We start from the raw sequence: 18560 nt of genomic DNA, 5'->3' as shown, positions 1-18560 counted from the left end.
AACGACCCCCCGCCCAACAACCCCCCGACGGCGAAGCGCTCCTCTCCGCCCGCGTCCGCGCCACCCCCGACCGCGACGACGAACTGCCTCCCGCCTTCTTCCTGCTCCTCCTCTTCCTCCCCGCCGCGGTCGTGGTCGCGGTAGCGGCCCGCCGCCTGTGACGGAACGACATCGAGGGAGGTCCTGCCCCGATGAAGCAAGTAGCCGAAATGCTCGGGCTCGGGCTTCTCGCCGCCCTCGTCGCGGCCGGCGTCGTCCTCCTCTGGCACCACTTCCGCCCCTCCTCCGCCGAAGGCGACGACGACAACGAGGAGAACAAGGAGGAAGTGGCCGAGTACATGTCGATGATGATCGCCCTGCTGTACGCGATGCTGCTCGGTCTCGCCCTCGTCACCGTGTGGGACGTCCGCGAGAGCGCCGAGACCCACGCCTCCAAAGAGGCCGGTGCCCTGCACCAGATCACCGTCCTCGCCGACGGCTTCCCCGAAGACCAGCGCCGCCGTATCAACACGGCCGCCCAGGAGTACGCGACCGAGGTCGTCCGGACCGAGTGGCCCCGCATGAACGACCGTCAGAACCTCGGCGAACCCGGCTGGGATCTTGTCCGCCAGATCCGCGCCGCCTCGGCCGCACCACCCGACGCGACACCCGCCCAGCAGGTCACGGCCCTCGAAATGCTGGCCCAGCTCAGCATCCTCGACGAGTCGCGGCGCGGCCGTGAGCACGAGGGGCAGGAGACGCTGTCGCCCGTGCTGTGGGCGGGCATGGTGCTCGGGGCCGTCCTGTCGGTCTGCATCCTCTTCTTCTTCGGCATCGGGCGCAGCCCCAGTCAGCTCGTCATGGCGATGGGCATGGTGGCCCTGACCGTCTTCCTCTTGTTCCTCATCAACGAACTCTCCCGCCCCTTCGGAGACGTGGCGGGCGTCGGCCCGCAACCCTTCACCCGCTACTTCCCCACCGCCGCGGTCCCCGCCCCGGGTCCCGGACCCTAGCGAGGACGCGCCCCCTCCAGCGCCGCCGCCAGCCGCTGCGCCGTGTCGAGGTTGCAGCGCCCCAGCTCGACCAGCGGAAACGGCACCTCGCTGGCGACGGTCACCACGTCGATGCCCAGCGACGGCAGGACGATGCCCACTTTCAGGAGTTCCCCCCGCAGCTTCTCGACCGCCTCCTCCGCCGTCCGCAGCCGCTCTACCCCGCGCCCCGTCATGACCACGCACCTCCGCACTCTGAGTATTCGCGTTCTCTACACAGCGTGGTCGGTGAGTCGCTAGCCTGAACAGAGTCGGCATCCCAACAACCCCATCTGGCTAACGGGAGTTGCACTGTGCCCGGTCCGAAGCATCTTGATCCGTCCTCGTCTCCCAGAGCGCTCCTCGGCGCGGAACTCCGCCACGCGCGCGAGAACGCCGGCCTCAGCCAGGAAGCGCTGGGCGCGCCCCTCTTCGTCAGCGGTTCCTTCATCGGCCAGCTCGAAGCGGGTACGCGCCGCATACAGCACAAGATGGCCGTCCAACTGGACGAACTGCTGGGCACCAACGGCTTCTTCGAGCGCAACTGCGAGGCGGCGGGGAAGTCGAGATACCCGGACCACTTCGCGGAGGCGGCGGAGGCCGAGGCACTGGCGTCTGCCATCAGGGAGTACGCCCCCCTCCTGATCCCCGGGATGCTCCAGACGCCGGGCTACGCGCGTGCGGTGTGCCGCGCGTACGACCCAACAGCCGTCGACGATGTGATCGAGGAGCGCGTCGAGGCACGCATGGCGCGGGCCACGCTCCTGGACGACCCAACAACGCCGCTGTTCTGGGCCATCCTCGACGAGGCGGTGATCCGCCGGGTGGTCGGCGGCCCGGCTGTCATGGCGGAGGCTCTGCGACACATCGCGCAGATGATCCGGCGCCACCGGATCATCATCCAGGTGGTGCCGTTCCAGCAGGGCGCGCACGCGGCCATGGGTGGCGCCATCAAGCTGATGTACTTCGATGACGCGCCCCCGATGGTCTATCTGCAAGGCCCGGGTACGGGGCTGTTGGATGACGAACCGGTCACCGTCAGGCGCCACGAACTGGCTTACGATTTCCTCGGGGCCAGCGCACTGTCGCCCAAAGATTCCCTGGCCCTGATCGAATCAGTGGCAGAGGATTACGCGCATGGAGATCAAAGTCCTTGAGTGGCGCAAGTCCAGCTTCAGCGACGGCAGCGGCGGTGACTGCCTCGAAGTGAGCGACGAGCACCCCGGCATCGTCCCCGTCCGTGACTCCAAGGACCCCCACGGCCCGAAGCTCGTGTTCCGGGCTGCCGCCTGGGGCGCGTTCGTGGGCTACCTGAAGCAGCCGTAGCAGCAAGACGCAGCAGGCCGGTGCGACGGATCGCACCGGCCTGCTGGTGTTGCTGCCGCCTGCTCAGAGGCCGCTGGTGTAGAGGAGCTTGTTCGGGGAGCCCTCCGAGAGCCCGCTCAGGACACCCCTCGTGGAGACGGCGTCCAGCCAGCCCGCGGCCTGCGACGAGCTCGCGGCGGGGTTGGCCGTACGGTGGAGCAGCGCCACCCCGGCGACGTGCGGGGCGGCCATGGACGTGCCGTTCAGGGCGACGGAGCCGCCGCCGAGGCGGGCCGACTCGATGGCGGCGCCGGGGGCGTAGAGCTCCAGGCACGTGCCGTAGTTCGAGAAGCTGGTCTCGGCGTCGGTCCAGTCGGACGCGCCGACCGTCACGACCCGCTCGGCGGAGGCCGGTGACACGCCGCACGCGTCGGCCGACGAGTTGCCCGCCGCGACGACGGGCAGGACGCCCAGGTCGGAGAGGGCGTTGACGGCGGCGTTGACGGCGTCGGACCTGTCGCTGCCGAGGGAGGCGTTGAGGACGGCCGGCGTGCTCCGGTACAGGGAGGCGTGCGCCGCCGCCCACTCGATGCCGGCGATGACCCCGGCGTTGCTGCCCTTGCCCTGGCAGTCGAGTACGCGGACGCTGATGAGGTTGGCCTGCCGGGCCACCCCGTACGTCGCGCCGCCGACCGTGCCCGCGACATGGGTGCCGTGGCCCTGGCAGTCGGCGCCGTTGCGGAACTCCAGGGGGAAGGCGTCGAAGCCGGGGACGGCGCGCCCGCCGAACTCGGCGTGGTGGTAGTCGATGCCGGTGTCGAGGATGTAGGCGTTGGCGCCCTTGCCGGTGGCGCGGACGGAGAAGCTGTTGTTCAGCGGCATGTAGCGCTGGTCGATCCGGTCGAGCCCCCAGGACGCGGCGGGTGCCACGGCCTTGCCCGCCGCCCCGGCCGCCGGGGCGGCGCCGATCATGTTGACCTCGCCGTCCTGCTCCACCGACACCACGTTCGGCAGGGCCCGGACCTTGGCGAGCTGGGCGTCCGTGAGCTTGGCGGCGAAGCCGCGCATCACCTTCTCGAAGGTGAACAGGGGCTTCACGCCGACGTCGGCGGCGGCAGCGGTGACGTCCGCCGTGGGCTTGGTCGTGACGATGTACTGGCCGGGGACGGGGTGTGCGGAGAGGCGCAGCGGCGCGGGTCCGGTGCGTTCGCCGGACCGCGTCGGCTCCGACGCGGCGGCCGACCCGGCGGCCGATGCGGAGGCTGTGGCGTACAGGGGTGCGGTGAACGCCAGGGCAGCCGTGACGGCAGCCACGAAGGCGTGTCTCATGCGTCTGTGCATGGAGCTGAGAGCACCATGCGGAAACGTTCATCCTGAACGACCGGACACGGCGTTTCGAACGTTTTTCGCAGATCAACCCAGATGCACGAACGCCCCGATGGCGGTGGGCCCCGGAGAGCCCGGGGGCCACCGCCCTCGCAGCGTGCGGCGCGGCCGTCAGGCCACGCGGTCCCGTGCGGTTGCCGGCTCGGCATCCCAGCACTCGACGTTCCGCAGGCCGGGCACGCGGTCCTTGGTGAAGACCGGGTCCAGGCCCGCGCGGCGCTGCTTCACGTAGTCGTCCATCAGGCGGAACGCGATGACCGACAGCGGGATGATCGCCGCCATGTTCACCAGCACCATGAAGCCCATGAACACGTCCGCGAGGTTCCACACCACGCTCACGGTGCCGAGCGCGCCGAGGAACACCGTCACCAGGACCAGCGTCCGGTACGCGGGCAGGACCCAGCGGCGGTTCGTCATGTACTCGATGTTCGACTCGCCGTAGTAGTAGTTACCGATCAGCGTCGAGAAGCACAGCATGAAGACGACGGCCGTGAGGACGTGCCCGGCCCAGCCGCCCAGGGTCGACTGGAGGGCGGACTGCGTCAGGTCGGCGCCCTGGCGGCCGGCCAGCGCCGGGTTCGTCGTCAGGATGATGAACGCCGTCATCGAGCAGATCAGCAGCGTGTCGAAGAAGACGCCCAGCGACTGGACCAGGCCCTGCTTGACCGGGTGGGACACCTCGGCGGTCGCGCCCGCGTTGGGCGCGGAACCCAGGCCGGCCTCGTTGGAGAACATGCCGCGGCGGATGCCGTTCTGGATCGCCGCGCCCACCGCGCCGCCCGCGACCTCGCGGAAGCCGAACGCGCCGCCCACGATGTCCGCGAACACGCGCGGGATGTCGCTGACGTTCATCAGGACCACCACGGCGCCCAGCACCAGGTACACGATCGCCATGAACGGCACCAGGAGCTGCGTCACCGACGCGATACGGCGCACACCGCCGAAGATCACCAGGCCGAGCAGCAGCGCCACACCGGCGCCGACCACCGGCGCGAACCAGCTCGCGTCCGCCGTGTCGCCCAGCGAACCGCCCGCGACGGCGATGATCGTGTTGGACTGCACCGCGTTGAACACGAAACCGAACGTCACGGTGATCGTCACCGCGAAGACGAAGCCCAGCCACGGCTTACCGAGCGCGCGCTTCATGTAGTACGCCGGGCCGCCCCGGTACGTGCCGTCCGGGTCGCGCACCTTGTAGAGCTGGGCCAGCGTCGACTCGACGAACGCGGACGCGGCGCCGACCAGCGCCATGACCCACATCCAGAACACCGCGCCCGCGCCGCCCAGCGTGATCGCGCCGGCGACACCCGCGATGTTGCCGGTGCCGACCCGGGCGGCGGCGGAGATGGTGAACGCGCCGAACGACGAGACCGGCTTGCGGCCGCCCTCCCCGCGCGCGGGCGCCGGCTCCTTCAGGACGCGGAACATCTCCGGCAGCAGCCGGAGCTGCACACCCTTGGACCGCAGGGTGAACCAGAGGCCCGCGAGCACGACGACCGGGATGAGCAGATACGTCCAGAAGACGTCGTTGATGTCGACGATCAGGGTGTCGAGGCTTTGCACGTGGATCCTTGTGGGGGTCTACTGCGGGGGGCAGGGCCTGCGGGCAGGGGTGTGCCAGGGCCCGGGCCATCCTCACATACAGCCGCCAAGCAGGCATTACGTAAAAAGTCACACCCGCAGGACGCATCACCAGGACGCATCACCAGGACACGTAACGCGGCCGAGGGCGGCACCCCCCGTGATCAGGGGGTGCCGCCCTCGGTCCTGACGTCAGGACGGGCCGATCCGCGAGCGGATCAGAAGTCCATGTCACCGCCCGGCATGCCGCCCGGAGCGGCCGCGGCGGCCTTCTCCGGCTTGTCGGCGATGACGGCCTCGGTGGTCAGGAACAGCGCGGCGATCGACGCGGCGTTCTGCAGCGCGGAGCGCGTCACCTTGGCCGGGTCGATGATGCCCTCGGCGATCAGGTCGACGTACTCGCCGGTCGCGGCGTTCAGGCCGTGGCCCGGGGTCAGGTTGCGCACCTTCTCCACCACGACGCCGCCCTCGAGGCCGGCGTTGACGGCGATCTGCTTGAGCGGGGCCTCCAGGGCAGCCTTCACGGCGGCGGCACCGGTGGCCTCGTCGCCGTCGAGCTCCAGCTTCTCGAAGACCTGGGACGCCTGGAGCAGGGCCACGCCACCACCGGCGACGATGCCCTCCTCGACGGCGGCCTTGGCGTTGCGCACCGCGTCCTCGATGCGGTGCTTGCGCTCCTTGAGCTCCACCTCGGTGGCGGCGCCGGCCTTGATGACGGCCACGCCGCCGGCCAGCTTCGCGAGGCGCTCCTGGAGCTTCTCGCGGTCGTAGTCCGAGTCGGAGTTCTCGATCTCGGCGCGGATCTGGTTGACGCGGCCCTGGACCTGGTCGCTGTCACCGGCACCGTCGACGATGGTCGTCTCGTCCTTGGTGATGACGACCTTGCGGGCGCGGCCGAGCAGGTCGAGACCGGCGTTCTCCAGCTTGAGGCCGACCTCCTCGGAGATGACCTGGCCACCGGTGAGGATGGCGATGTCGCCGAGCATGGCCTTGCGGCGGTCGCCGAAGCCCGGGGCCTTGACGGCGACGGACTTGAAGGTGCCGCGGATCTTGTTGACGACCAGCGTGGACAGGGCCTCGCCCTCGACGTCCTCGGCGATGATCAGCAGCGGCTTGCCGGACTGCATGACCTTCTCGAGGAGCGGGAGGAGGTCCTTCACCGCGGAGATCTTGGAGTTGACGATGAGGATGTAGGGGTCCTCCAGGACCGCCTCCATGCGCTCCATGTCGGTCGCGAAGTACGCCGAGATGTAGCCCTTGTCGAAGCGCATGCCCTCGGTGAGCTCAAGCTCCAGACCGAAGGTGTTCGACTCCTCGACGGTGATGACGCCTTCCTTGCCGACCTTGTCCATCGCCTCGGCGATGAGCTCACCGATCTGCGTGTCGGCGGCGGAGATCGACGCGGTGGACGCGATCTGCTCCTTGGTCTCGACGTCCTTCGCCTGCTCCAGGAGCGCGCCGGAGACGGCCTCGACGGCCTTCTCGATGCCGCGCTTCAGAGCCATCGGGTTGGCGCCGGCGGCGACGTTGCGCAGGCCCTCGCGGACGAGCGCCTGGGCGAGGACGGTCGCCGTGGTCGTACCGTCACCGGCGACGTCGTCCGTCTTCTTGGCGACTTCCTTGACCAGCTCGGCGCCGATCTTCTCGTACGGGTCCTCGAGCTCGATCTCCTTGGCGATGGAGACACCATCGTTGGTGATCGTGGGGGCGCCCCACTTCTTCTCGAGGACGACGTTCCGGCCCTTGGGGCCAAGGGTGACCTTGACGGCGTCGGCGAGCTGGTTCATCCCGCGCTCGAGACCGCGCCGTGCCTCCTCGTCGAACGCGATGATCTTGGCCATGTGAAGTGGTCCTCCCGGACTGGGGTGGATTGCCTCCGGACCGCGCTGGCGCCCGCGACGGACGGCCTGCCTGCCGTGTGGTTCCTTGCCCCACCCGGCCTGCGGGCCTCACCGACGAGGTCCTTCGTTGTCACTCTCACTCGCAGAGTGCTAACGCCAATGATTAGCACTCGACCCATGAGAGTGCAAGCGCCCATGGCGTCCCGCGCCGGGGCTGGGCCGGGCAGGGCGAAGGGCTCGCACCCCATGCCGGGATACGAGCCCTTCGTTCAGTTGCCGTTGGCCGGAACGCGCCGCACTCAGACCGCGAGCTTGACCATGTCCGCCTGCGGACCCTTCTGACCCTGCGAGATCTCGAACTCGACCCGCTGGCCCTCCTCAAGGGTGCGGTAGCCATCCATCTGGATCGCGCTGTAGTGGACGAAAACATCCGCACCACCGTCGACCGCGATGAAGCCGTACCCCTTCTCCGCGTTGAACCACTTGACGGTGCCCTGAGCCATGCCTAACTCCCCTATTACTGGCCCTTGCACAGGACCGCACTTCGCGGACCCGGGTCAGACCTCGCCCACTGACAGGTGTGAGCGTGCGCCGGAACGCGTCGACCGCGGCTGAATGTATCTGCCCAACTGCCCTCTGCAACAGGTCAATCGGACGAGAAATCCGAGCACCGGCGATCGGAAAAACTGGCTGAAATGGCAGTAAGCCCGGGCAAGTCGGGCCGGACAAGGCGCACAAAAGCCGCAATATGCGGGGTCATTTTGGCTTCATCTTGTCGTGGCCGGGCGCATTCTCATATGCGGGCGGCACAGGCGGCGACGGGGGCTTCCCCAACTCTACCGCGCTCAACCATGCAGAATTGCCCCCTCCGCTTTCTCGCGATACGCGTGCGGAGGGGGCAATCGGAGTTGCCGGGCGGAGTTGCCGAGCGGAGCTGCCGAACGGTCAGCAGCCTCCGGCGACGGCGGGGATGATCGAGACGCCCGCGCCGTCCGGCGTCGCCGTGGCGAGCCCGCCCTCGAAGCGGACGTCGTCGTCGTTGACGTACACGTTCACGAAGCGGCGGAGCCGGCCCTGGTCGTCGAGGACGCGGGCCGCGATGCCCGGGTGGCTCTTCTCAAGGGACTCGATGACCTCGGCGAGGGTCGCGCCCTCCGCCGGGACCTCGGCCTGGCCGCCGGTGTAGGTGCGCAGGATGGTGGGGATGCGGACGTTGACGCTCATGTGTGGTGTCTCCCGGAGGGTGCTCAGGCTCGGTCGGTCAGTGGGCGAGGCCGGCGTCGCGGAACGCGTCCAGGCTCGGGCGGATGGTGGCGGTCGGGCCGGTCGTCGGGGCGACGGCGTCGAGGGTCTTCAGACCGTCACCGGTGTTGAGGACGACGGTGGTGAGGGACGGGTCGATGAGACCGTTCTCGATGAGCTTGCGGGTCACACCCACCGTCACTCCGCCGGCGGTCTCCGCGAAGATGCCCTCGGTGCGGGCCAGCAGCTTGATGGCGTCCACGACCTGCTCGTCGTTCACGTCCTCGACGGCGCCGCCGGTGCGGCGGGCGATGTCCAGGACGTACGGGCCGTCGGCGGGGTTGCCGATGGCCAGCGACTTGGCGATGGTGTTCGGCTTCTGGGGCCGTACGACGTCGTGGCCTGCCTTGAAGGCGGCGGACACCGGGGAGCAGCCCTCGGCCTGGGCGCCGAAGATCTTGTACGGCCTGTCCTCGACGAGGCCCAGCTTGACGAGCTCCTGGAGACCCTTGTCGATCTTCGTGAGCTGGGAGCCGGAGGCGATCGGCACGACGAGCTGGTCGGGCAGGCGCCAGCCGAGCTGCTCGCAGATCTCGTACGCGAGCGTCTTGGAGCCCTCGGCGTAGTACGGGCGGAGGTTGACGTTGACGAAGCCCCAGCCCTCGCCGAGCGGGTCCCCGATGAGCTCGCTGCAGAAGCGGTTGACGTCGTCGTACGTGCCCTCGATGCCGACGAGGTCGCCGCCGTAGACGGCGGCCATGACGACCTTGCCCTGCTCCAGGTCGTGCGGGATGAACACGCAGGAGCGGAAGCCGGCGCGGGCGGCGGCGGCGCCGACGGCGCCGGCCAGGTTGCCGGTGGAGGAGCAGGACAGGGTGGTGAAGCCGAAGGCGCGCGCGGCCTCCAGGGCCTGGGCGACCACGCGGTCCTTGAAGGAGTGGGTGGGGTTGCCCGAGTCGTCCTTGACGAACAGCTTGCCGGGCTCGACGCCCAGCTCGCCGGCCAGCTTGTCGGCCTGGACGAGCTTGGTCCAGCCGGGGTTGAGGTTCGGCTTGTCCGCGACGTCGGCCGGGACGGGGAGGAGCGGGGCGTACCGCCAGATGTTCGCGGGGCCGGCCTCGATGCGCTTGCGCAGCGACTCCGGGTCGCCGAGCGGCAGGTCGTACGCGATTTCGAGGGGGCCGAAACACTGGTCGCAGGCGAAGATCGGGCCGAGCGGGAAGCGCTCGCCGCATTCGCGGCACGAGAGGGCGGAGGCGGGCCCGAGGTCGACGGAGGTCTCAGCGGTGGCGCCGGTGGTGGTGCTGGTGGGTGTGGTGGTCTGCACAGCCATGGGAGGCGAGGCCCTTTCTCCTCATCTTTCTCACTGGCGCGTTTCGCCATGAGACGGATTTGGCACCTTCCCTAGCCGGGGCCTCGCGGTGAATGCGCATGCTGCGTGCGAGTGCCGGCTGGAGGGTTGCCGGGGCTTCATCGGGCCGTTTCCCTCTGCCCCTCTGGATGAGCGGTATTCGATTGTCGGCGCGGGCTCCGTCATGCACCCCGGCATGCGGTCGCCTCGCGCGTTGTTCAAGACTGTAACCGAAGGGGTGGATGTCTGAGATAGGCGTCCGAACCGCGAGATGGATCACAAAGGGAGTGGCGCGGGTGCTGGAAGAGGTGGAGCGCTGGCTGGACCGGCGGTCCTGGAGCGTGGCCGACCGGCCGATCGACCAGCTGCTCGCCGCGAAGCGGGCGCACGGGACGACGGTGAGCGTCGTCCTGCCCGCGCTGAACGAGGAGGCGACGGTCGGGGAGATCGTCGCGGTGATCCGGCGGGAGCTGATGTCCGACGCGGTGCCGCTCGTCGACGAGCTGGTGGTCCTCGACTCGGGCTCCACGGACCGTACGGCGGAGGTGGCCGCGGCGGCCGGCGCGCGGGTGGTGGCGCGCGACGCGGTGCTGCCGCGCATACCCGCCGTACCGGGCAAGGGCGAGGTGCTGTGGCGGTCCCTGCTGGTCACAGGCGGGGACGTGGTGTGCTTCGTGGACGCGGACCTGCGGGAGTTCCGCGCGGACTTCGTGACGGGGATCGTGGGCCCGCTGCTCACGGAGCCGGACGTCGCGTTCGTGAAGGCGATGTACGACCGCCCGCTGAGCACGGGTCCGGGCGCGGGGCCGGGCGGGGAGCTGGGGGCTGAGCTGGGGGCCGGTCCGGGCGGTGGCCAGGGCGGGCGGGTGACGGAGCTGGTGGCGCGGCCGCTGCTGAACCTGCACTGGCCGCAGCTCGCGGGCTTCGTGCAGCCGCTGGGCGGGGAGTACGCGGCGCGGCGCTCGCTGCTGGAACGGCTGCCGTTCCCGGTCGGGTACGGGGTGGAGCTCGGCCTGCTGGTGGACGCGCTGCACCTGGTGGGGCTCGACGCGCTGGCCCAGGTAGACGTGGGCGTGCGGCTGCACCGGCACCAGGACGACCGGGCGCTCGGCCGGATGGCGGCGGCCATCTACCGGACGGCGCAGCTACGGCTGTCGCGCGGGCACCTGGTGCGGCCGCGGCTGACCCAGTTCGACCGGGGCGAGGCGGGCTTCGAGCCGCGCACGCACCCGGTGGACACGGAGGAGCGGCCGCCGATGGTGGAGGTCGCGGAGTACGCGCGAAAGCGCCACGTCGCCTGATCGCTGGCTTGATTTCCGTACGTTTGAGCGTTTCTTGTTGGGGCTAGGTTGGCCACATGGTCTCCGACATCCTGGTGGCATCGAATCGCGGTCCGGTGAGTTACGGGCTGCGCGAGGACGGCACGCTGGAGGCGCGGCGGGGCGGGGGCGGCCTGGTGTCGGGTCTCTCCGCGATCGGTCCCGACGCGGGCGCGGTGTGGGTGTGCGCGGCGCTGGGCGAGGGTGACCGCGAGGCGGTGCGGCGCGGCGTCGGCGAGCCCGGCGTCCGGATGCTGGACATCCCGTCCGAGGTGCAGGACGCGGCGTACAACGGCATCGCGAACTCGGTGCTGTGGTTCGTGCACCACATGCTGTACCAGACGCCGCTGGAGCCGGTGTTCGACGCGGGCTTCCGCCGCGACTGGGAGGGGTACCGCGCGTACAACCGGGCGTTCGCCGAGGCCCTGGCGGCGGAGGCGGCGCCGGGCGCGGCGGTCCTGATCCAGGACTACCACCTGGCGCTGGCGCCGGGCATGCTGCGCGCACTCCGCCCCGACCTGCGCATCGGCCACTTCTCCCACACGCCCTGGGCGCCGCCGGACTACTTCGGCATGCTGCCGGACGACGTGGCCGCCGAACTGCTGCGGGGCATGCTGGGCGCGGACCGCCTGGGCTTCCTCACGCACCGCTGGGCGGACGCGTTCGCGGCGTGCTGCGCGCGCGTGCTCGGCGGTACGGGCACGACGGAGCTGGGCGTGCACGGGCTGGGCGCGGACGCCGACTTCCTGCGGGCGCGGTCGCGGGAGCCGGACGTGGAGGAGCGCATGGCACTGCTCCGGGACCAGATCGGCGGCGACGGGACGCGGAAGACCATCATCCGGGTCGACCGCACGGAACTGTCGAAGAACATCGTGCGGGGCCTGCTGGCGTTCCGGGAGCTGCTGGCGGGCCGGCCCGAGTGGCGCGAACGGGTGGTCCACATCGCCTTCGCGTACCCCTCACGCCAGGACCTGCTGGTGTACCGGTCGTACACGGCGGAGGTGGCCCGCCTGGCGTCCGACATCAACGAGGAGTACGGCACCTCCGACTGGACGCCGGTGCTGCTCCACGTGAAGGACGACTTCGCCCGCTCGCTGGCCGCGTACCGCCTGGCGGACGTGGCCCTGGTCAACCCCATCCGCGACGGCATGAACCTGGTCGCCAAGGAGGTCCCGGTCGTCTCGGACGCGGGCTGCGCCCTGGTCCTGTCGCGGGAGGCGGGGGCGTACGAGGAGCTGGGCGAGGACGCGGTGACGGTGAACCCGTACGACGTGACGGGCACGGCCGCCGCGCTGCACGAGGCCCTGACCATGCCGGCGGCGGAACGCGCGGAACGCACGAAGCGCCTGACCGCGGCGGCGACGGCGCTGCCACCGGCGCGATGGTTCCTGGAGCAGCTGGGGGCGCTGCGGGCGGTGGGGGGCTGAGCTCTGTCCCCTATCCCGCCCCTTCCCGAAACTGGGGGCTCCGCCCCCAGACCCCCATATCGCTCCCCCAAGCTCTTCGAGCAGGGGGTACCCCCAGACGGGCTGGAAATCAGCCCCTCCGGCGCTTGAGGAGCGGGGGTTCGGGGGCAGAGCCCCCGATTGCCCGGGCCAGGGCGCCCAGGAAGGCGACCACCGCCTCCGGGCCCGGGAGCGTCAGGTCCGAGCGGGTGGCGAGTTCCTGGACCTCGTCGCTGCCGCTGCAGAGCAGCAGCCCGGGCGTGCCCGACGCACGGAGCTTCTCGACGGCCGCGAAGGCCGGAAGGTCGCCGAGGTCGTCCCCCGCGTAGAGGACGGACCCGGCCGACACCTCGCGAACATGCGTCAGCAGGGCTTTCCCCTTGTCCATGCCCGGGGGCCGGAGTTCCAGGACCAGGCGGCCGGGTTCCAGGACGAGGCCGTGGTGCGTGGCCAGGGCGGTGAGCGGCGCGGTCAGGGCGTCGAAGGCGCGTTGCGGGTCCGTGGCGCGGCGGGTGTGGACGGCGACCGCGCGGCCCTTCTCCTCGGTCCAGACGCCGGCCCATCCCCCGGCTGCCGCCAGGACCGCCGGGAGTTCCCGGCGTACCGCCGCGATGCCCGGATGTTCCGGTGCCGCCGTGATCTCGCCGGTGGCGGCGCTCCAGCGTTCGGCGCCGTAGTGGCCCAGGACGACCAGGCGGTCCAGGCCCGGGACCCCGGCGAAGCCGCCGTACCGTACGGCGACCTCGGCGGGGCGGCCCGTCACCACGGCGACGGACGCGACGCGCGGGGCCAGCGCGGCGAGCGCCGGTACGGCACCGGGGTGGGCGCGGGCCTGTTCCGGGTCGGCCACGATCGGGGCGAGCGTGCCGTCGAAGTCGACCGCGACGACCGCCTTCCCGGGGCGGGCCAGGATCTCGGCCAGGCCGTCACGCCCTGCCGTCGTGCGCGGGCGGGGGAGGCTTCCCGTTTCGTTGTCCGTGGACATGTGTGCGTATCTATCCAGAACACCGACCGGGCACACCTTCAGCGACGGCCCTCCCGGTCCGCGCGCAGTCGGCGCAGGCGGTTCACCGTCACCGGGTCGTGCTCGGCGGCCCGCCGGTCGTCGAGGAGGGCGTTGAGGAGCTGGTAGTAGCGGACCGGCGACATGTCGAGCTGCTCGCGGATGGCGCGCTCCTTGGCGCCCGGGCCCGGCCAGGAGCGGCGCTCCATCGCCAGGACAGCGCGCTCACGGTCACTGAGCGGGCGGGCGCGGGGGTCGGGGCCCGGGCCCGCTTCGTCGTCGTCGGCGGCGGCAGCGGCAGCGGTCATATCAGCAAACTTAAGGCACCCCGCCGACACCGCCGGCACAAGCCGGGGTGCACCACTGCTCCGCGGCTACTCCGCCGCCTCCGCCGCCCGCGCGTCCCCGGCGATGGTCTCCAGCACCGCCCGCGGGTCACCGTTCGGGGCGACGGCCTGGCCGATGTTCTTCTTCACGCTCTCGCTGACCCTCGCCCACGACTTCTCGCCCACCGGGTACAGCTCCGACCCCTGGAGCTGTTCCAGGAACGGCCGCAGCGCCGCGTGCTTCTTGTCCGCCTCCATGCTGTCGCTGGCGGTGACGGTCACGGGCAGCAGGTCGTACCGGTCGGAGAAGTCCAGCACGTTCTTGTCCTCGTACACGAAGTCGAGGAACTTGCCGATCTCCTTGCGGTGGCCGTTCTGCTGGAACGCCATCATCCAGTCGGCGACGCCCAGCGTGGCCTGGGCCTCGCCGTCGATGCCGGGCAGCGGCACCTTGCCGACCTTCACGCCGGCCTTCTCGGCCGTCTCCATCAGCGTCGGGTGGCCGTTGAGCATGCCGACCTCGCCCTTCACGAAGGCGTCGAACGCCTCCTGCCGGTCGAGGTCCCCGGGCACGACCGGCCCGGTGAGGCCCTCCCCCACGAGGTTCTTCTTCAGCCAGGTCAGCGTCTCGACGTTGGCGGGCGACTCGATCTGGTACGCGGTGCTGGTGACGTCGCGGTAGCCGCCGCCTCCGCTGAGCAGCCACATCATGGTCTCCGCCTGCGACTCCTCGGAGCCCAGCGGCAGCGCGAAGGGGTACTTCACGTCCTTCGCCTTCAGCTTCCGCGCGGCCGCCTGGAGGTCGTCCCAGGTCTTCGGCGGCGCGGCGACGCCCGCCTTGTCGAACAGGTCCTCGTTGTAGAACATCAGCCGCGTGCTGGCCCCGAACGGCATGCCGTACTGCGTACGGTCCACCTCGCCGGCCTGCCGGAGCCGCGGCAGGAAGTTGGCCTGTGTGGGTACGGAGACGAGCGTGTCGACCGGGTACAGCTTGCCGGCCCGGGCGTAGTCGGCGTAGGCGCCGATCTGGGCGAGGTCGGGGGCTTCGCCGCGCTCGACCATCTCCGCGACCTCGCGGTCGACGTCCTTCCAGGACAGGACGGTGACGTCGATCTTCACACCGGGCGTCTCGCGCTCGTACGCGCGGGCCAGGTCGTCCCAGTACTTCTTGGACGTGTTGTCGTCGTTGCTGCCGTAGTCGGCGGCGACGATCTTGAGGGTGACGTCCCCGGAACCGCCGTCGGCCCCGCATCCCGACAACGTCGCCGCGATACCCAGTGCGGCCACGGCCGCGGTCAGTCCCTTGTAGCGGCGCTGCACAGCCCTACCACCCTCTGCGTACTCAACAGTGCTCAGCGAAGGATATGAGGTCTACACCTAGGTCTACACCACTGGGGTTCACCGCATCGGCCCGCGGCGTTCACCCGTCCGGCCGTCACCGATTTGTATGGACGGGCAACAATCCTCACAAGTGGACTAGACCTTTCGGGTCGCTCGGGCGACACTGTTTCCCGTGGAACACGTCATCGCCCTCGATGTGGGCGGCACCGGGATGAAAGCCGCCCTGGTCGGGGCGGACGGGGCACTGCTGTACGAGGCGCGGCGCGCCACGGGCCGCGAGCGCGGGCCCGACGCCGTCGTCGCGTCGATCCTCGGCTTCGCCGCCGACCTGCTCGCCGTCGGCGATGAGCGGTACGGCGTACGGGCCTCGGCCGCCGGGGTCGCCGTGCCCGGCATCGTCGACCCCGACCACGGCATCGCCGCGTACTCCGCGAACCTCGGCTGGCGGGACGTCCCGCTGCGCGCCCTGCTGAGCGAGCGGCTCGGCGGGCTGCCCGTCGCCCTGGGGCACGACGTCCGCACCGGCGGGCTCGCCGAAGGGCGGATCGGTGCGGGCAAGGGCGCCGACCGGTTCCTGTTCGTACCGCTCGGCACCGGTATCGCGGGCGCCATCGGCATCGGCGGCGCCATCGAGGCGGGCGCGCACGGGTACGCGGGCGAGATCGGCCATGTCGTCGTACGCCCCGACGGACCCGCCTGCGGGTGCGGGCAGCGCGGCTGCCTGGAGACCGTCGCCTCGGCCGCCGCCGTGAGCCGCGCGTGGGCCGAGGCGAGCGGCGACCCCGACGCGGACGCCGCGGACTGCGCCAAGGCCGTGGAGTCGGGCGACCCCGCGGCCGTGCGGGTGTGGCAGGACGCGGTGGACGCGCTCGCCGACGGGCTGGTCACCGCACTCACCCTGCTGGACCCGCGGGCCCTCATCATCGGTGGCGGGCTGGCCGAGGCGGGGGAAACGTTGTTCACACCCCTCCGCGCGGCGGTCGAGCGGCGGGTCACGTTCCAGAAGCTCCCCGCCGTCGTCCCCGCCGCCCTCGGGGACACCGCCGGCTGCCTGGGCGCGGGCCTCCTCGCGTGGGACCTCGTCGCCACGACGAACGCACGCACACGCACACACGCACACGCGCACGCGACCGCGCCCACGCCCGGTCCCGCAGCCCCGCACGTCGCCGACGATTCGGAAGGTAACGCCTGATGGCCGATCACGCCGACCTCAAGGTCCTCGCCGGCGCCCGTGTGGTGCTGCCGACCGGGATCGCCGACGGCGCGCGGCTGACCGTCGAGGGCGCCAGGCTCACCGACGGGGCGCACGTCCCCGCCGACGCGCCCGCCGTCGACCTCACCGGCCACTGGGTGGTCCCCGGCTTCGTCGACCTCCACAACCACGGCGGCGGCGGCGCCTCCTTCACCTCCGGCAGCGTGGAGGAGGTCCTGCGGGGCATCCACACGCACCGCCTGCACGGCACGACCACCCTCGTGGCCTCCACCGTCACCGGCGACATGGACTTCCTCGCCCACCGCGCCGGCGAGCTGTCGGAACTGGCCGAGCAGGGCGACATCGCGGGCATCCACTTCGAGGGCCCGTTCATCTCACCGTGCCGCAAGGGCGCCCACAGCGAGGCGCTGCTGCGCGACCCGGACCCGGCCGAGGTGCGGAAGCTGATCGACGCGGGCCGCGGTCACGCCCGTATGGTCACGCTCGCGACCGAGCTGCCCGGCGGAATCGACTCCGTACGGCTGCTCGCCGAGCACGGCGTGATCGCCGCGATCGGGCACACCGACGCCACGTACGAGCAGACCGTCGAGGCCATCGACGCGGGCGCGACCGTCGCGACCCACCTGTTCAACGCGATGCCCGCGCTGAACCACCGCGCGCCCGGGCCGATCCCCGCGCTCCTGGAGGACGAGCGGATCACGGTCGAGCTGATCAACGACGGTACGCATCTGCACCCCGCCGCCCTGGAGCTGGCGTTCCATCACGCGGGCGCGGGGCGGGTCGCGTTCATCACGGACGCCATGGACGCGGCGGGCTTCGGCGACGGCGTGTACCACCTCGGGCCGCTGGAGGTGGAGGTCAAGGACGGCGTGGCGCGGCTGGTGGAGGGCGGTTCCATCGCGGGGTCGACGCTCACGCTGGACACCGCGTTCCGGCGGGCGGCGACGGTGGACCGGCTGCCCGTCGAGGCGATCGTCCAGGCCATCTCGGCCAACCCGGCGAAGCTGCTCGGCCTGTACGACCGGATCGGCTCGCTCGAACCCGGAAAGAACGCCGACCTGGTCGTCCTCGACGACGAGTTCATCCTCAAGGGGGTCATGCGCCACGGCACATGGGTGATCGATCCCCAAGTGGGCTGATTTCCCGGCGGATACGGTGCAAGGCGGTCGGCCAGGGGACTGGGCCGACCGCCTTTCCGTTTGGCATGATCGTGGACCGTGAATTTTCCGGGCCGGACACCCGAACGACACCATCGCTCCGGCCCCTGACCCCCGGGGGTGTTGGAACCGTTGATCCTCACGGTCACGCTCAACACCGCGCTCGACGTCACCTACACGGTGCCCGCGCTCACCCCGCACGCCTCGCACCGCGTCACGCACGTGGCCGAGCGGCCCGGCGGCAAGGGCGTCAACGTGGCACGCGTCCTGGCGGCGCTCGGCCACGAGGCCGTCGTGACGGGTTTCGCGGGCGGGCCGACGGGCGACGTCGTACGCGGCCTGCTCACGCCGCTGCCGGTACGGGACGCCCTGGTCCCGGTCGCGGGCGCGACGCGCCGCACGCTGGCGATCGTGGACGCGTCGACGGGCGACACGACGCAGCTCAACGAACCGGGCCCGCAGGTGACCGCCGAGGAATGGACGCGCTTCGTCGCCACGTACGAGGAACTGCTCCCCTCCGCGTCGGCGGTGGCCCTGTGCGGCAGCCTGCCGCCGGGCATCCACGTCGGGGCCTACGGGGAACTGGTACGCCGGGCCCGCGCGGCCGGCGTCCCGGTCCTCCTCGACACCAGCGGCGAACCGCTCCGCCGCGGCATCGCCGCCCGCCCCGACATCGTGAAGCCCAACACGGCGGAACTCGCCGCGCTGACCGGCACCCGCGACCCCCTCCGCGCCACCCGCGACGCCCGCCGCCGCGGCGCCCACGCGGTCGTCACGTCCCTGGGCCCGGACGGCCTCCTGGCGGTCACCCCGGACGGCACCTGGCAGGCCGCCCCACCCGCCCCGGTACGGGGCAACCCCACAGGCGCCGGCGACTCCGCGGTGGCGGGCCTCCTGTCGGCCCTTGTGGAGAACCACCCCTGGCCCACCCGCCTCACCCGCGCCACAGCCCTGGCGACGGCCACGGTCCTGTCCCCCACGGCAGGCGAATTCGACGCGGCCCGCTACGAGGAGCTCTTGACGCGCGTCACGGTGACGGA

Annotated in this window: 18 protein-coding genes and 1 riboswitch; of the genes, 8 read left to right on the top strand and 10 right to left on the bottom strand. The window is 71.1% G+C overall.

What is annotated here, in order from left to right; genetic code table 11:
* Positions 1 to 191 precede the first annotated feature (191 nt).
* Complete coding sequence (locus HTZ82_RS20035) at positions 192 to 992, top strand: DUF4239 domain-containing protein (protein WP_175410805.1); 801 nt, start codon at positions 192 to 194, stop codon at positions 990 to 992.
* On the opposite strand, the gene HTZ82_RS20030 is transcribed toward HTZ82_RS20035, so the two are convergent.
* Entirely contained in the window at positions 989 to 1207 is a 219-nt protein-coding gene (locus HTZ82_RS20030; RefSeq protein WP_175410804.1) for a hypothetical protein, read from the bottom strand. The two genes, HTZ82_RS20035 and HTZ82_RS20030, sit on opposite strands and share 4 nt — an antisense overlap.
* Positions 1208 to 1324: 117 nt before the next feature.
* On the opposite strand from HTZ82_RS20030, the gene HTZ82_RS20025 reads away from it, so the two are divergent.
* On the top strand, positions 1325 to 2167 hold the full coding sequence (locus tag HTZ82_RS20025) for a helix-turn-helix transcriptional regulator (RefSeq protein WP_175410803.1): 843 nt from the start codon (positions 1325 to 1327) through the stop codon (positions 2165 to 2167).
* Positions 2148 to 2336: a DUF397 domain-containing protein gene (locus HTZ82_RS20020; RefSeq protein WP_175410802.1), complete on the top strand. Its 189-nt coding sequence runs from the start codon at positions 2148 to 2150 to the stop codon at positions 2334 to 2336. Before HTZ82_RS20025 ends, HTZ82_RS20020 begins: the two co-directional genes overlap by 20 nt.
* Before the next feature lie 63 nt (positions 2337 to 2399).
* Here HTZ82_RS20020 and HTZ82_RS20015 read toward each other — a convergent pair whose 3' ends face one another.
* From HTZ82_RS20015 to thrC, 6 genes are all read right to left on the bottom strand, one after another.
* Positions 2400 to 3644: a S8 family peptidase gene (locus tag HTZ82_RS20015; protein ID WP_175410801.1), complete on the bottom strand. Its 1245-nt coding sequence runs from the start codon at positions 3642 to 3644 to the stop codon at positions 2400 to 2402.
* A gap of 168 nt (positions 3645 to 3812) precedes the next feature.
* A complete protein-coding gene (locus HTZ82_RS20010; protein ID WP_175410800.1) occupies positions 3813 to 5264 on the bottom strand; it encodes a sodium:alanine symporter family protein in 1452 nt (483 codons plus the stop codon).
* A gap of 236 nt (positions 5265 to 5500) precedes the next feature.
* Positions 5501 to 7123, bottom strand: a complete 1623-nt coding sequence (groL, locus tag HTZ82_RS20005) for a chaperonin GroEL (RefSeq protein ID WP_175410799.1) — start codon at positions 7121 to 7123, stop codon at positions 5501 to 5503.
* Between the two features lie 299 nt (positions 7124 to 7422).
* Positions 7423 to 7626 carry a cold-shock protein gene (locus tag HTZ82_RS20000; protein WP_005315736.1) on the bottom strand — a complete coding sequence of 68 codons (204 nt, stop codon included), beginning with the start codon at positions 7624 to 7626 and terminating at the stop codon, positions 7423 to 7425.
* Positions 7627 to 8068: 442 nt separating this feature from the next.
* Positions 8069 to 8347, bottom strand: a complete 279-nt coding sequence (locus HTZ82_RS19995) for a MoaD/ThiS family protein (protein ID WP_175410798.1) — start codon at positions 8345 to 8347, stop codon at positions 8069 to 8071.
* Between the two features lie 37 nt (positions 8348 to 8384).
* Positions 8385 to 9698: a threonine synthase gene (gene thrC, locus HTZ82_RS19990; protein WP_175410797.1), complete on the bottom strand. Its 1314-nt coding sequence runs from the start codon at positions 9696 to 9698 to the stop codon at positions 8385 to 8387.
* Positions 9699 to 9716: 18 nt separating this feature from the next.
* Positions 9717 to 9872: riboswitch (SAM riboswitch) on the bottom strand.
* A 140-nt stretch (positions 9873 to 10012) separates the two neighbouring features.
* On the opposite strand from thrC, the gene HTZ82_RS19985 reads away from it, so the two are divergent.
* Positions 10013 to 11017, top strand: coding sequence for a glucosyl-3-phosphoglycerate synthase (locus tag HTZ82_RS19985; RefSeq protein ID WP_175410796.1), 1005 nt, complete (start codon positions 10013 to 10015; stop codon positions 11015 to 11017).
* A gap of 56 nt (positions 11018 to 11073) precedes the next feature.
* Positions 11074 to 12462, top strand: a complete 1389-nt coding sequence (locus tag HTZ82_RS19980) for a trehalose-6-phosphate synthase (protein WP_175410795.1) — start codon at positions 11074 to 11076, stop codon at positions 12460 to 12462.
* Positions 12463 to 12571: 109 nt separating this feature from the next.
* Here HTZ82_RS19980 and otsB read toward each other — a convergent pair whose 3' ends face one another.
* The 3 genes from otsB to HTZ82_RS19965 all read right to left on the bottom strand — a co-directional run bounded on the left by otsB (position 12572) and on the right by HTZ82_RS19965 (position 15129).
* Positions 12572 to 13465 carry a trehalose-phosphatase gene (otsB, locus tag HTZ82_RS19975; RefSeq protein ID WP_175410794.1) on the bottom strand — a complete coding sequence of 298 codons (894 nt, stop codon included), beginning with the start codon at positions 13463 to 13465 and terminating at the stop codon, positions 12572 to 12574.
* A gap of 38 nt (positions 13466 to 13503) precedes the next feature.
* Positions 13504 to 13791: a DUF3263 domain-containing protein gene (locus HTZ82_RS19970; RefSeq protein ID WP_175410793.1), complete on the bottom strand. Its 288-nt coding sequence runs from the start codon at positions 13789 to 13791 to the stop codon at positions 13504 to 13506.
* A gap of 66 nt (positions 13792 to 13857) precedes the next feature.
* Positions 13858 to 15129: an extracellular solute-binding protein gene (locus tag HTZ82_RS19965; RefSeq protein ID WP_175410792.1), complete on the bottom strand. Its 1272-nt coding sequence runs from the start codon at positions 15127 to 15129 to the stop codon at positions 13858 to 13860.
* Positions 15130 to 15322: 193 nt separating this feature from the next.
* On the opposite strand from HTZ82_RS19965, the gene HTZ82_RS19960 reads away from it, so the two are divergent.
* From HTZ82_RS19960 to HTZ82_RS19950, 3 genes are all read left to right on the top strand, one after another.
* Positions 15323 to 16342: an ROK family protein gene (locus tag HTZ82_RS19960; RefSeq protein ID WP_175410791.1), complete on the top strand. Its 1020-nt coding sequence runs from the start codon at positions 15323 to 15325 to the stop codon at positions 16340 to 16342.
* A complete protein-coding gene (gene nagA / locus HTZ82_RS19955) occupies positions 16342 to 17502 on the top strand; it encodes an N-acetylglucosamine-6-phosphate deacetylase (protein WP_175410790.1) in 1161 nt (386 codons plus the stop codon). The genes HTZ82_RS19960 and nagA overlap by 1 nt, the downstream gene beginning before the upstream one ends.
* A 150-nt stretch (positions 17503 to 17652) precedes the next feature.
* A partial coding sequence (locus HTZ82_RS19950) for a 1-phosphofructokinase family hexose kinase (RefSeq protein WP_175410789.1) occupies positions 17653 to 18560 on the top strand: 908 nt, incomplete at its 3' end.

The sequence above is a fragment of the Streptomyces sp. TRM64462 genome (assembly GCF_013362995.1).
In the GTDB taxonomy this organism is placed as follows: Bacteria; Actinomycetota; Actinomycetes; order Streptomycetales; family Streptomycetaceae; genus Streptomyces.
This window is presented reverse-complemented; position numbering and strand designations above follow the sequence as displayed.

Bases quoted from the DNA above. Each gene is read 5' to 3' on its own strand.
- HTZ82_RS19970 (WP_175410793.1), bottom strand. From the start codon at position 13,791: ATGACCGCTGCCGCTGCCGCCGCCGACGACGACGAAGCGGGCCCGGGC.
- HTZ82_RS20035 (WP_175410805.1), top strand. From the start codon at position 192: ATGAAGCAAGTAGCCGAAATGCTCGGGCTCGGGCTTCTCGCCGCCCTC.
- HTZ82_RS20030 (WP_175410804.1), bottom strand. From the start codon at position 1,207: ATGACGGGGCGCGGGGTAGAGCGGCTGCGGACGGCGGAGGAGGCGGTC.
- HTZ82_RS20020 (WP_175410802.1), top strand. From the start codon at position 2,148: ATGGAGATCAAAGTCCTTGAGTGGCGCAAGTCCAGCTTCAGCGACGGC.
- otsB (WP_175410794.1), bottom strand. From the start codon at position 13,465: ATGTCCACGGACAACGAAACGGGAAGCCTCCCCCGCCCGCGCACGACG.
- nagA (WP_175410790.1), top strand. From the start codon at position 16,342: ATGGCCGATCACGCCGACCTCAAGGTCCTCGCCGGCGCCCGTGTGGTG.
- thrC (WP_175410797.1), bottom strand. From the start codon at position 9,698: ATGGCTGTGCAGACCACCACACCCACCAGCACCACCACCGGCGCCACC.
- HTZ82_RS20015 (WP_175410801.1), bottom strand. From the start codon at position 3,644: ATGAGACACGCCTTCGTGGCTGCCGTCACGGCTGCCCTGGCGTTCACC.
- groL (WP_175410799.1), bottom strand. From the start codon at position 7,123: ATGGCCAAGATCATCGCGTTCGACGAGGAGGCACGGCGCGGTCTCGAG.
- HTZ82_RS19980 (WP_175410795.1), top strand. From the start codon at position 11,074: ATGGTCTCCGACATCCTGGTGGCATCGAATCGCGGTCCGGTGAGTTAC.
- HTZ82_RS20000 (WP_005315736.1), bottom strand. From the start codon at position 7,626: ATGGCTCAGGGCACCGTCAAGTGGTTCAACGCGGAGAAGGGGTACGGC.
- HTZ82_RS19995 (WP_175410798.1), bottom strand. From the start codon at position 8,347: ATGAGCGTCAACGTCCGCATCCCCACCATCCTGCGCACCTACACCGGC.